Here is a 12,603-nt window from a genome sequence, read left to right as displayed (position 1 = left end):
CTCGGCCTTCGCGCTATCCGGCGCGGACCCCCACGCGACCTGTAACGATCGGTCTACTTGACGGTTGGGGCCCACGCTCGGGAGGAGGACGCCGATTCGGGATGCTCGACAGCCGACGTGCGGGACTTGGTCGTCAGCTGTCGAGTTTGGCCGCCTGCATGGTGCCGAGCCGCCGCACGAACCGAGCGGTGACGATCGCCGTCGGCACGACCAACACGTGCAGGACCAGGCTGGCCCAGGCGCCTGGCGTGAACTCGTACCTCAGGCTAGAGGTGCTGTAGTCATAATCTGTGGTGAGGAGTTTCGTCCACTCGATCCAGAAGAGAGGCCAGGTCAGGAAAGTGACCAGCCACAGGGCCCACCATGTGTGCAGGAGACCGGCCGGGGCTGTCGTGCCGCCGCGTCCAGGGGGGCTGGAGGCGTGCCAGATGTCGTCGGCGATCTGCTTGGGCAGCCACAGGTTGCCGATCGGGATGAACCAGCCGAATACGGCCATGGAGGGGCGGTAGCGCAGCCCGCCGGGCGCGAGCCGTTCGGCGACGACTCTTACCCGGAAGAACCAGAGCAGCCAGCACGCCGTCAGTCCCAGGCCGGAGACGATCTGGGCCACCAACATGATTTTGCTGGCCGTCTCATCGAAATTGCGGAGGCCGTCGTAGGTCTCTGCCTGGTACCACCGTCCTGCATCCTTGGCAACATTGAGCTGGTGAATCACTGTGCTCACGGAGACCAGGGTGAAGAGGGCAAGCAGCACAGAGCCGGTGATCTCGTAGCCGGTGGCAGAGTGCAGCAGGTCACGGCCGCGCATATGGCGGCGTTCGTTGACCAACGAGGGCCGGGGGGCCCGCGGCTGATCCGCGTGGCCGAACGGTGGTGGCGCCATCGTTCGGGGGCCGCCACCGTCGGCCGCGGTGGCCGGGTCGTGAAAGGCGGTCAGCGCCAGGGTCCGGCGGTCGGCGATGACCTGGGTAAACGCCTCAGGCAGCCACCGCCCCTGGTCAGGCGAAGCGAGCGCGGTGAGCCGGGTCAGCACCTGCTCCAGACTGGGCCGCGCGGCGGGGTCCTTGGCCAGGCAGGCCGCCACCAGAGCGGCCAGGGGCGCGGGCACTCCCTGAAGATCGGGATCGGCGTGCGCCACGCGGAAGACGACCGCGTGAACGGGCCCCGTTCCGAAGGGACTGCGGCCGGTCACGGTGAAGGCGAGCACGCAGCCGAGCGAGAACACATCCGAGGGCGGCCCGACCTCCCGGGCCATGGCCTGTTCAGGCGACATGAACGCGGCGGTGCCCAGCACGGTGGAGGTCTGGGTGTGGCTGGTGGCATCCAGGGCGCGGGCGATACCGAAGTCGATCAGGCGAGGCCCGTCCTCAGCAAGGATGACGTTGCCGGGTTTGAGGTCGCGGTGCACCATCCCGCAGGCGTGCACGGCGGCGAGTCCTTCGGCCAGCCCTGCGCCGAGCACCGCGGCCGACTCCAGAGGGAGCGGCCCGTGCTCGTCGACGGCTTGGTGCAGGGAGTGGCCGGGGATGTAGGCGGTGGCCAACCACGGCCGGACGGCGTCGGTGTCGGCGTCCACGACCTGGGCGGTATAGAACCCGCCGACCTTGCGGGCGGCGTCCACCTCGGAAGCGAAGCGACGCCGGAAGTCGCTGTTGCCGGCCAGCTCCGGGCGCACCACTTTGACGGCGACCAGGCGCCCGCCCGGAGAGCGGCCCAGGAACACCTCTCCCATCCCGCCCCCGCCGAGCCTTGCGTGTAGCCGGTAGGAGCCGATGTGAGCCGGGTCGCCGTCGCGCAGGGGGTCGGTCATGGTGGCTCATTCCTCGTCGAGATCTTCGCCGGTCGGTGTCGATGATTCCAAAAGAGGTGTCACTGGAATATGGCAGAAATGGGCCGAGCCGGGGCGCTGACCGGACAGAACCTCAACTGTGCGGCCTCCGGAATCGCATCACCGCAGGTCACCACTCCCACGTCGGTTCCCGGGCCTGCGGCAGCGCTCTACTTTGGGGCTCACCGCACGGCCCCGAGCGGAGAGCCCAGTAGGGCCGCTGCAGGGGCCAATCCGGCCCTCTGCCTCTGCGCAGCCAGGCCGGCCCGCTGGTGATTCTGCCGGCCTGGCTGTGGCCGCCCCCGAACTGCGCCGGGCACCGCGCCGGGTGCGACCATGACGGCGCGACCGCATCCGCCATGACCTGGTGCGGCGGCCTACCGGCGGTCTCGGCCCGCACCCCGCTTCTGTCCGGCATCCCTCCCTCTCCCCGGCTGGGCGGATGCTCCCCTCAGTGGGCATGGCGGGTGCGGCGTTCGGCGGCTGTGGCCATGCGCTGGTCGATCCTGTCGGCGGGGGAGCGGTTGAGGGTGTCGGGGTGGGCGTAGACCTGGGTGGTGTCGGGGCTGGCGTGGCCGAGCAGGGCCTGGACCACCGACAGGTCCTCGCCGGCGTCGAGCAGGGCGGTGGCGACGCTGTGGCGGATGCCGTGGATGGACAGCTGCCGGGCGTCGTGCACGCCGACGGCGGCGGCGAGGCGCTGGATGAGCTCGCGGATGTAGGTGCGCTGCAACGGGCGGCCGGTGCGCGAGACGAACAGGGGGCCGGGGGCGGTGCCGCGTTCGGTGAGGTAGCCGTCGATCAGCGCGCCCATGTACGAGCTGACCTTGACGGGGTGGATGCCGCCGCTCTTGACCGGTAGCTGCAGCGCCTCCCCGGACAGGACCAGCAAGCCCTCGCCGACCTGATCCACCAATTCCCGCAGGAGGAAACCGACCCTGAGCGGCATTCGACGGCCTGGGAAACGCCGGAAATCCTGGGGCTTCTCGACTGAGCCGTCAAGATCGGGGAACCTCCGCAAGAGCCCTCAGCCTGGCACAGGGCGAAACCTACAATTACGCAATGGGACGCCCCCGGACGCTTTTGACGCTGGCCGTCATCTTCCTCGTCGGCGCACGCGCGGCCCAGCGCCGCAAGACCACGCAGCACACCGGTCAGGCAGTACACCAGCTGGGCAGCACGCTAGCGGCGCAGACCCCACCGATCGACACCACCAACGCCACCGGCCGCGTGATCTCCCTTTGGACGATGATTGGCACCGTGCTCGCAGGCATTGCCGCCCTGGCCGCTCTCGTGGTCTCCTACATGACCTTCATCATTCAGCAGCAACAGAACGACGACCAGCAGCAGCGCAGAGTCGCCGGCTTCGCCTCCAAGGTCACCTGGTGGACCGAGCACACCACCCAGGATCGGGTCACCACTCTCACGATCCAGAACAGCAGCCACGAGCCCATGCCCGCGTCCATCGAGCCCCTCATCCTCTCCTTTCGCCGGCACTCCCTTCCTGAATCCAGCACCTCCCCAGCGCACAACACCCCACAGTTCCTGGCAGAGTCCGGCCAGATGCAGATCGGTCTTCCCCCTTGCAGCATCAGCAGGCTGAGGTTGACTTTCAAGGACCGCGACTCCGGCTCCCGATTGGATCTGGACGTCGCCCGCGTCGTGTTCGTTGATCCCGCTGGCATCGCATGGAGCCGCGAGCGCTCTGGCCTGCTCGCCCGATTCGAAGGCTCCTCCAGAGGGAGGCGCCAGATCGAATTCAACAAGGATGGGGACGAAGTGCGCATCGTGATTAGGGAACTCGGCGTTACACTGGCCGGCAACCTCAGCAGAACTAGCGCGCCCTACTGCTCCGGGCCCGTCGACTAGCCCGCCCAGTGCTACTCGGACGTCCTGACGCGGAGCCTCGTCATCGCATCCAGTAAGTCAACTTGCCTTACGTGCCTGACAGACCTTCAAGCAGCTGACCAGCTATTTCGCTTGACAACCCAAGATAACGATCGGGGCGGCGAGCACGGTGAGGTAGGTGCCGCCGGGGGCGAAGACGCGGCGGATCCGTGCGGCGGGTGCCAGGGGTTTGACCGCTGCCGGGAACCGGCCCCGGAGCAGGAACGGCACGCCAGGATCTCGGCCGAACCGACCGGTCAGCCCGGCTGAAGCGGCGCGCCCGGGACGTGGCCCGGCCGTGGCGCTCAGCGATCCGGGCGCCCCTGGTGGACGGCCGATCATCTGTCAGCGCGGGTGAGCTGACGCTGGAGTTTCTGGCGCCGGTGACGCATGGGGGCATGTGTCCTTGCGTGCCTGGCGTGCCGGTCTTTGTCGAACCTCCAGAGGATGGGCGATGCTGCCGGTCGATGCTGCGCGGGTGAGGGTTCAGGCGCTGGTGGATGCCATTTCTCCCTGGGATGAGGAGGAAGCCGCGGATCAGGCCGCGATCGTGGAGTGGGTCGGCTCCGGCGCTCCGCTGTTTCGGACCGAAAAGCCCGCCACGCCGCCGCGGCATCTGGCGGTGTATGCGGCACTGCTGGAGGAGGCCGTCCGCAGCCTCATGCTCGTCGACCACGTCAAGGCGCAATCGTGGCTGCCCGGCGGGCACGTGGACCCCGGGGGAGGACCCCCGCATCACCGTGCGGCGGGAGCTGGCCGAGGAGTTGGGGATCGCCCCGCCGTTTCACGAGCGTTTCGGCGGCGACCCGTTCTTCCTGACCATTACCCGGACGCGTGGCGTCGGCAGCCATACCGACGTCACCTTGTGGTTCGTCTTCGCCGCCGATCGCAGCGCGGCCATCGAGCCCGGCCCGCGGGAGTTCTCCCAGGTGCGCTGGTTCGGACTCGATGACGCCGCGGCGTGGGCGGGCGCGCGCCTGGACCCGTAGATGCACCGGTTCGTCGCCAAACCGTCGGCCGCGCTGAATCCGGCCGGCTCAGCCCGGTAACGCCCGCAGGCGGGCGTCAACGTCGGCGTCTGCCATCGCCCGAGCCCACAGCGGGCAGTTGCCGGGCGAAGCGGAGGCGAACGCCCACGGCACCTACGATGTGGCCACCGCAGCCGGGACACTGTCACCGCTGGGGGTCTGCCGCGTGGGGCAGCGGATTACTCTGAGGCGGCTGATGGACATACCTGCAAGGCTTCCGGTTCGGCAGCGACAGAGATCGCGCCATCGCGTCTAGTGGTCAGAGATAAGAGCCGTTGGCGTCCATGGCCGTGTCGGGGCGTGTTCCCGGGGTGTGGCGCTGAGGTCCGCGAGGAGCCGCAGGGCCGCCGCAGCGGGGGAATCGGTGCCGGCGGTGAACACCGCCATTCGCTGGCCCTCGTCATGGGACAGCTCCATGAGCTCGTTGTTCAGCGTCATGGAGCCCACTAGCGGGTGCTGGAAAACGCGGGTGGGCGCAATGCACTTGTGGACGGGATGAGCCGCCCACAACGATGCGAACTCCGAACTGTTCAGGGCGAGTTCGCCAATCAGCTCGGCCAGCTCCGGGTCGTCCGGGTAGCGGGCGGCGGTCATACGCAGGTCGGCGACGGTGTCGCGGGCCTTACTCCGCCAGTCGGCGTACAGCTCGCGGGTGTGGGGATCCAGAAAGACCAGGCGCGCGATGTTGGGTCGCTGTCGGGGCTGCTCGGGCGCTTGGTAGGGCAGGTGCCCGGCCAGCAGAGCGTGCGCCGTGCGGTTCCAGGCCAGCACGTCGCTGCAACGGCCGATGATCAGCGCGGGAACGTCGCCGAATGCCTCAATCATCAGCCGGACGTTCGGGCGCAGTTGCTCGGGGCGGGAGCGCCGGCGGGGTTTCGGCTTGTGGCGAGCCAGGCTGTGAAGGTGGGACCGTTCGGTCTCGTCGAGTCGGAGGGTTCGAGCGATCGCGTCGAGCACGGCGTCGGAGGCGTTAGGACTCTGGCCCTGTTCCAGACGCGTGTAGTAGCCGGCGCTGACGCCCGCGAGCTGTGCCAGCTCCTCGCGGCGCAGGCCGGGGACACGTCGCCGGCCGCCGTAGTCGCGCAGCCCGATGTCTTCAGGCCGCAGCCGGGCTCGCCGGGCGCGCAGGAATTCACCGAGTTCCGATCCCCGTTCCATGAGCTCCAGGATGCCGTCTTCCGCCGCGTCCTGCCTATACCCGCCAGGTGTAGGCACGGCAGGGGTACCTCTGGCAGAGGGCTGGGTAACGCGTGCCGTACGGCACAGGCTGAGGGCGCGGCGACGCAATCGGTGCCGCGATCTGCGTATGTCCATCGACTCATACCGGAGGCAGCCCATGGCAGTAACCGATACCTCACGCGCCCACCCTGATGAGGGTGTCACGGACAGGCTCGGCGCCAAAGGCTGGCTGATCCTGGTCACGCTGTGCGGTGCCACCTTCATGACAGGTCTGGACTTCTCGGTCGTGACCGTGGCTGTCAGCGGACATGGTTTCCTCCCCATCTGATCTGGCGCGGACATGAAACTCCACAGACCGAGAGGGGTCTGGTCCGGGCGTTCGCAGGGGCCGAGTCATGACAGGGCGACGACGCCGTTGCCAGTGGTGGCTTCGGTGAGGCGGTGGCTATCACCCGTGGTGACCACGACGTGTGCGTGGTGGAGGAGCCGGTCGACGGTGGCGGTGGCCAGGGTCTTGGGCATAATCTCGTCGAATCCACTGGGGTGCAGATTGGAGCTGACGGCCAGGCTGCGGCGCTCGTAGGCGGCGTCGACGAGGCGATAGAAGCCTTCGGCGGCGTCGGTAGAGACCGGCAGCAGGCCGATGTCGTCGACAATGACCAGGTCGGTGCGGGTCAGGCGGGCGAAGGCCTTGGCGACGGTGTCGTCCACGCGGTGGCGGCGGACCAGGCCGCCGAGGTCTTCGATGGTGAACCAGGCGACGGTCATGCCGGAGTCGATAGCGGCCTGACCGAGGGCTTCGGTGAAGTGGCTCTTGCCGGTCCCGCTGGGGCCGCAGACGCATAGGTTCTCGCGGCGTCCGATCCACTCCAGCGTGCGCAGTGCGGATTGGGTCGGGACGGGGATGGAGGAGGCGTCTTCGTTCCAGATATGGAAGGTTTTGCCGGTGGGGAAGCTGGCGCGTTGACGGCGGGTGCGCAGATTGGAAGCGGCGCGTCCGGCGGCTTCTTCGGTCAGCAGGACCCGCACGATCTCGGCGGGGTCCCAGCGTTGGGCCTTGGCGGTGGGGATGACCTCGGCCAACGCTCGGCGCAAGTGCGGCAGCTTGAGCGTTTTGGCCAGGGCGATGGCCTCATCGAAGGCCGATCCGAGCGCGGCGGCGGTGGCTGTGGCCGGGGCCTTGAGGCGGGATGGGGCGGGGGCGTCGACCGGCATGCGGTCCTCGTTTCTGTCGTAGATCAGTGGGAGCGAGGGTCGAGTTGTTGACCGAAGCCGGTCCAGCCGCCGGTGCCCGGTTGCAGGCTGTGTTTCTCGCCGGCGCAGGTGAGGCTGGTGGTGGCGCCGTCGCGGACGGTCTGATGGTCCAGGATTGAGCGCAGGTCGCCCTCGGTGAACCGGCCGGCGGTGGCGGCGGTACTCAGCGCCCGGTCGACGGCTGCGGCGCCGCGCAGTTTGGCCAGCGCGACGGCTTCGGCCATCTTCGAGACGATGGAGCGCACGCCTTCAGCGGCGGCCTCTTCCAGCCAGGCGGCTGCGCCAGGCCCGATGGCCAGGAACGCTTCTTCGGCGGCGTTGACCGGCCGCGGTGTGCGTTGCCCGCGCGCCGAGGGTGGGTAGTGCTCGTCTAGGATCACGGGGCTGCCAGGGCTGGAGCGGTGGTGCCGGGCGATCTCGACGGGGGCGCTGTCGATCAGGGCGGTGACGATCAGGTCGTCGCCGTGCCAGCGGACGAACACCTGTTGTCCGGCGTGCCTGTGCGGGACCGAGTAGCGGACCTGGTCGACGCGGATGGTGGCGTCCTTGTCATGCACCCGGCGGGTGGTGCCGAAGGCGGCGGTGTAGGGCTGGGCGGGGATTGGGTGCAGCCGGAAGCGCTCCTCGGCGAGCATCTCCAGCGGCGTGCGGCGAGTCTCGCGGTGCGGGCGGGCGTTGACTTCAGCCATGAACGCATCGCAGGCGGCCTCCACCTCGGCGAAGGTGGCGTAGGCCGGGCGCAGGTTCACCTGGGTTGGCAGCAGGTCCCGTTTGGCGATCTTCACGGTGTGCTCTGCGCCGCCTTTGGAGGCGGGGTCGGCTGGGATACAGGTGCGGACTTGGGTGCCGTAGTGGCGGCCGATCGCCACGATGTCGGGATTGCGCACGGCGATCCCGGCGATGTGGCTGGTGGTGACGGTCTTCTCGTTGTCGGTCAGGCAGTAGGTCGGCACCCCGCCGAAGGCGCGGAAGGTGACGTCCAGGCAGGCGGCGATGGTTGGGATGGTCTTGTCCAACACCGGGATCACCACCCGGAACCGTGACCAGGCCAGCCAGGCGCACCACAAGGTGACCTGCCGGTCGCCGAGTCGTGGGCCGTTGCCCCAGTCCCATTGAACCCACAGGCCCGGCTCGCTCATCCAGGGGCGATGCACTCGCCGGTGCCCGGCCCTGTAGGACTGCTTGGCGGCGGCCACCGCTCGGCGGGTGGTCCGGTCGGTGCCGACGAACCCGACGGCGACCAGGCGCTTGTGCACCTGATCGGCGCCGATCTTCCCGTGTGATTGCTCGATGAGTTCTTCGATCTTGGGCATGAATGCGTCGATCAGCTTGGCGCGCCGGACCGGTTCGGGGGCCGCCGTTCCGGCCCGGCGCAGGCGAACGTAACGGCGCACGGTGTGGTGGTCGCAGCCGACCACCGCCGCGGCCTTGCGGTAGCTGCCGGTCAGATCGTAGGCGGCCAGAATCTCCATGATCTCCTCATTCGTTTTCACTACGAGTCGCCGACACCGACCGGCTCACGACCGCCCTCGTTAGTTCGACAGCTGGGCTTGGAAGATCGAACGGTTGAAGTAGGCCTTGGCCTCGCGGATGAGCCCGTCCTGGTCCAGGTCGTAGATGTTGATCCCCGACCAGTTGACCGCGGTGCCGTTGGCTGCGATGGCCGCGCCACTCCACGCGACCGCGACCGAACCGCCGACGATGTGGACCTCGCGCGCAGTCAGGCCGAGGAACGGTTGGAAGGCGGGCAGCACTCCGGCGATGAAGTCACGGATCGCGGTCCGGCCCACGATGGGCGGCTGTCCCACCGGGTCGTGGAAGATGCCGTTCTCGGCGAACGCGTTGGCCCAGGCGTCGGTGTCGCCGGCTTGCGAGGCGGTGAAGAACTGCATGACGGCGGCGGGCATGGCAGGCATGATCATTGATGTGTGCTCCTGTTCGTCGGGATGGGTTGGCGGGGAGGAAAGGTCGTCAGGCTGGGGTTGGCTGGGTGCGGTCATGCCGGCGGACCACGGGCATGACCAGCAGGCCGGCGGTGGCCAGGAGGGTCTGCAGGCCGCAGACGGCTGGCCAGCCGCCTGCGGCGTAGCAGGCTGCGGCCAGTGCCGCGCAGAGGGCGCCGCTGAGGAAGACCGCGACCATGTAGACGGTGTTGGCGCGGCTGCGGGCATGCGGCAATGCGGTGAAGATGCGGGCCTGGTTGGCGATCTGGCTCCACTGCACGGCGACGTTGGCCAGCACGATGGCCACGATCATGGCGGCCAGGCTTGTTTGGCCGAGTGCGTAGGCGCCGGCGGACAGCAGGGTCAGCAGCAGCGCCGCGGTGATGATCGGGAGTGCCCCGCGGCGGTCGATGAATCGGCCCGCCCATGGGGCCGCGATCGCTCCGGCTAGGCCGAGCAGACCGAACAGCCCGGCGATCGCGCTGCTGTAGTGGAAGGGTTCATGGGTGAGGACCAGTACCAGCGAGGTCCAGGTGGCGGTGTAGGCGCCGAACAGCAGTGCGTGCAGCAGGCTCGAGTGGCGCAGGACCGGCTCGGTGGCCAGCAAGCGGGGCAGCGAGGCCAGCAAGGCTCCGTAGCCGGTGGCTGCTGGGCGGGCGTGCTCGCGAGGCAGCAGGTTGATGGTCGCGATCCCTGCGGCGGCGGTCAGGGCAGCTGCCAGCAGGTAGACCGCTCGCCAGCCGAGCAACTCGCCCACCGTCCCGCCGACGACCCGCGAAGCGATGATCCCGGTCATCAGCCCGATCTGGATGGATGCGACGATCGAGGCTCGCCGCTCGGGCGGGGCCAGCTCGGCCGCTAGAGGCACCAGCACCTGGGGGATCACGGTGGCGCCGCCGATCAGCGCAGTGGCCGCAGCCAAGACCGCCAGGCTCGGGGCGGCGGCGGCGCCCAGCAGCGTGGCCACGGTCGCAACGGTCAGGACGGCCAGCAGCGGTTTGCGCCGTCGCACGTCCCCCAGTGGCACGAGGAACATGATCCCTGTTGCGTAGCCGAGTTGGGCGCAGGTGACCACCACGCCGGTCGATGACGGGCTCGCATGCAGGCTGCGTGCGAACAGCTCCAGCAACGGCTGAGCGAGGTAGACGTTGGCGACGGCGGCGCCGCTGCAGAGCGCCATCACGGTGAACAACAGCGGCCGCGTCCGTCGGCTGCTGGGTGAGCGTACTTGACCTGCAGGTGTGGGATGGGCATGGGTAGCCGCCATGGGCTCCTCCAATCGATCGAACTAGTTGGTTCGGATGCTAGGAGGGATCACCGGAACATGTCAAACGAACCAGTTCGTTTAAACTGGACGGTATGGCTTACGACTCAGCGGCCACCAAGGGACGCATCCTCACCGCAGCCGCGGCCGAGTTCGCCGAATACGGCGTCGCCGGCGCCCGGGTGGACCGCATCGCCGCCAGCGCCAAGGCCAACAAGCGGGCGATCTACGACTACTTCGGAGACAAGCAGGCGCTGTTCGCCGCGGTCCTGCACCATCTGATGACCGATCTGGCCAAGGCCGTCCCACCCGACGAATCCGACCTGGGCACCTACGCCGCGAGGCTGTATGACTACCACCGGGCCCACCCCGAAACGCTCCGACTACTGCTGTGGGAGGCGCTGGAAATCGGCGACGGCCCCGTTCCGGGTGAAGAAGCTCGGGCCGAGCACTACGTCGGCAAGGTCAAGGCCGCCGAAACCGCGTCGGACACACTCGACCCCCGAACGCTGCTCTTCTTCACGCTCGGCTTGGTCGGCTGGAGCCTGGCGATGCCCCAGGTACGCCGAATGGTCCTCGGGCCGGACCGAAGCCCAGAGCAGTTGCGATCCGCGATCAGCGCGGCCGTCCAGACTCTTGCGACTCAACCGACCACTCACACCGAGTGAAGAACCCTTAAAACACAGCGCTCAGCTTCGGCGAGCATGGGGAATTGCCTGTCCGCTGTTGTGTGACCTCGCCTGTCCACCTCTGTGGAATTCCTGCTGTCCGCTAACACCGTGGCCCTGCCAGAGATCGGGCGCGATCTGGGCTTCGCGAGTACCGGTTCGCTGCAGTGGGTGGCGACGGCTTGCCTGCTGCCCACGGCGAGTCTGCTGCCGCTGTTCAGCCGTGTCTCCGACCTGGTCGGTCGCCGCCGGCTGTTCACCACGGGCGTCGCCCTGTTCACCGGGTTCTCTCTTCTCGCGGGGCTGGCGACCGGCCCGGCCATGCTGATCGTGGCCCGCGTGGGCCAGGGCGCATCGGCCGCCATGATCGCACCGACCGCCATCGCGCTGATGACGACGGTGTTCCCGGAGGGCCCGCAGCGGGCGAAGGCGCTCGGCGTCAACGGCGCGGTGCTGTCTCTGGGATTCGTGCTCGGCACCCTCGGCGGCGGGGTGATCACCAGCGGCCTGAACTGGCGCTGGACCATGCTGATCCTGGTCATCATCGGCGCTCTGGTGCTGGTCGGCGCGACCACCGTGCTGCCCAAGACAACCGATACGCGTGCACCGGCCCGTCTTGACATCGCGGGTGCGGTCCTGGCGAGCATCGGCCTGTTCGCTTTGGTGTACGGGATCTCCACGGGGGCCGCGGCCGGTTGGAACAGCGCATCCACCCTGGGTTCCCTCGCCCTGGCCGCGGTCTCCCTCACCACGTTCCTCCTCCTAGAGCGGCGGCATGCCGCACCACTGATCCCGCTGGGGCTGCTGAACAAACCGACGGTGAAGTGGAGCGGGCTGATCGGTTTCATCACGCTCGGAATGTGCGGCGGTACGACGGTTCTGCTGAGCCTGTACATGCAGGACGTGCTGGGCTACTCGCCGCTGGCCACCGGTACGGGCTTCCTCTCAGAGGGCATCACCGCGTTTGTCGCCGGCCTGCTCGCTGCCCGGCTGATCGACGCGCTCGGCAAGGTGGGGGCCATGACAACCGGCCTGGTCGTACAGGGATTCGGCACTGCCGCGATGTTCCTGCTGCCTGAGGGCGGCGGTCTGGCGCTTCTGCTCCTGACATCTGGTGCCATGGGCTTCGGACACGTGCTGACCGTGGTCTCCTTCATCACCACGCTGACGTCCGGACTGCGGGACGACGAACAAGGCATCGCGGCCGGTCTGTCACAGCTGCCGCAATTCATCGGCGCCATCGGAACCGCGGGACTGGCGGCCATCGCCACCGCACGCGCCAAGGCGCTCTCAGCGACGGGCCCCACGCTCGCCACACTCGGCGGGTTGCACACGGCGATGCTCACGGCGGGGATCGTCTGCATAGCCGGTGCCCTCCTTGCCGTGCTGTTCCTGCGCCGGCCCACGGCCGAGACCCACTGACTGCCGTACGGCCAGGAAGGAGGAAGCGCCAGGCCTCTCCCCGAAGCGCGCATGGACGCGGCTGCCCTGGCGCTCTATGGCCGAAGCCGAGCGCGTGGGCCTGATACGGCCGGGCCCCGGCGACACCGGA

12 protein-coding genes are annotated in these 12,603 nt (G+C 68.5%); 5 read left to right on the top strand and 7 right to left on the bottom strand.

The genetic code is table 11. From position 1 onward, the window contains the following. Positions 1–133 precede the first annotated feature (133 nt). Both ACQP10_RS19685 and ACQP10_RS19680 read right to left on the bottom strand, forming a co-directional pair. Entirely contained in the window at positions 134–1,810 is a 1,677-nt protein-coding gene (locus tag ACQP10_RS19685) for a protein kinase domain-containing protein (RefSeq protein ID WP_433539437.1), read from the bottom strand. 469 nt (positions 1,811–2,279) lie between these two features. Continuing rightward, positions 2,280–2,777, bottom strand: a complete 498-nt coding sequence (locus ACQP10_RS19680; protein WP_433539436.1) for a tyrosine-type recombinase/integrase — start codon at positions 2,775–2,777, stop codon at positions 2,280–2,282. Between the two features lie 113 nt (positions 2,778–2,890). Here ACQP10_RS19680 and ACQP10_RS19675 point away from each other — a divergent pair, with 113 nt between their 5' ends. After that, a complete protein-coding gene (locus ACQP10_RS19675) occupies positions 2,891–3,697 on the top strand; it encodes a hypothetical protein (RefSeq protein ID WP_433539435.1) in 807 nt (268 codons plus the stop codon). A gap of 518 nt (positions 3,698–4,215) precedes the next feature. Next, positions 4,216–4,704, top strand: coding sequence for an NUDIX domain-containing protein (locus tag ACQP10_RS19670; RefSeq protein WP_433539434.1), 489 nt, complete (start codon positions 4,216–4,218; stop codon positions 4,702–4,704). Positions 4,705–4,995: 291 nt separating this feature from the next. Here ACQP10_RS19670 and ACQP10_RS19665 read toward each other — a convergent pair whose 3' ends face one another. After that, positions 4,996–5,901 carry a helix-turn-helix transcriptional regulator gene (locus ACQP10_RS19665; RefSeq protein WP_433539433.1) on the bottom strand — a complete coding sequence of 302 codons (906 nt, stop codon included), beginning with the start codon at positions 5,899–5,901 and terminating at the stop codon, positions 4,996–4,998. 178 nt (positions 5,902–6,079) lie between these two features. On the opposite strand from ACQP10_RS19665, the gene ACQP10_RS19660 reads away from it, so the two are divergent. After that, on the top strand, positions 6,080–6,250 hold the full coding sequence (locus ACQP10_RS19660) for a hypothetical protein (RefSeq protein WP_346021273.1): 171 nt from the start codon (positions 6,080–6,082) through the stop codon (positions 6,248–6,250). Between the two features lie 65 nt (positions 6,251–6,315). Here ACQP10_RS19660 and istB read toward each other — a convergent pair whose 3' ends face one another. Genes istB through ACQP10_RS19640 form a run of 4 tightly spaced genes read right to left on the bottom strand, consistent with a single transcriptional unit; the run spans position 6,316 to position 10,302 of the window. Beyond that, positions 6,316–7,137, bottom strand: coding sequence for an IS21-like element helper ATPase IstB (gene istB / locus ACQP10_RS19655; protein WP_346021274.1), 822 nt, complete (start codon positions 7,135–7,137; stop codon positions 6,316–6,318). A 23-nt stretch (positions 7,138–7,160) separates the two neighbouring features. After that, a complete protein-coding gene (gene istA, locus ACQP10_RS19650) occupies positions 7,161–8,669 on the bottom strand; it encodes an IS21 family transposase (RefSeq protein ID WP_433539432.1) in 1,509 nt (502 codons plus the stop codon). A 39-nt stretch (positions 8,670–8,708) separates the two neighbouring features. Then, positions 8,709–9,098 carry a nuclear transport factor 2 family protein gene (locus ACQP10_RS19645; RefSeq protein ID WP_346021276.1) on the bottom strand — a complete coding sequence of 130 codons (390 nt, stop codon included), beginning with the start codon at positions 9,096–9,098 and terminating at the stop codon, positions 8,709–8,711. Positions 9,099–9,147: 49 nt separating this feature from the next. Then, positions 9,148–10,302: an MFS transporter gene (locus ACQP10_RS19640; RefSeq protein WP_346021740.1), complete on the bottom strand. Its 1,155-nt coding sequence runs from the start codon at positions 10,300–10,302 to the stop codon at positions 9,148–9,150. Positions 10,303–10,478: 176 nt separating this feature from the next. Here ACQP10_RS19640 and ACQP10_RS19635 point away from each other — a divergent pair, with 176 nt between their 5' ends. Together ACQP10_RS19635 and ACQP10_RS19630 are read left to right on the top strand one after the other, a co-directional pair. Continuing rightward, a complete protein-coding gene (locus tag ACQP10_RS19635) occupies positions 10,479–11,051 on the top strand; it encodes a TetR/AcrR family transcriptional regulator (protein WP_346021277.1) in 573 nt (190 codons plus the stop codon). An 84-nt stretch (positions 11,052–11,135) separates the two neighbouring features. Then, the gene (locus ACQP10_RS19630) at positions 11,136–12,473 is read left to right on the top strand and encodes an MFS transporter (protein WP_433539431.1); all 1,338 of its coding nucleotides are present in this window, start codon (positions 11,136–11,138) and stop codon (positions 12,471–12,473) included. Positions 12,474–12,603 lie beyond the last annotated feature (130 nt).

The organism is Streptosporangium sandarakinum, assembly GCF_050942225.1.
GTDB lineage: Bacteria > Actinomycetota > Actinomycetes > Streptosporangiales > Streptosporangiaceae > Streptosporangium > Streptosporangium nondiastaticum.
The sequence above is the reverse complement of the archived record's forward strand: the minus strand, read 5'-3'. Positions and strand labels throughout refer to the sequence as shown.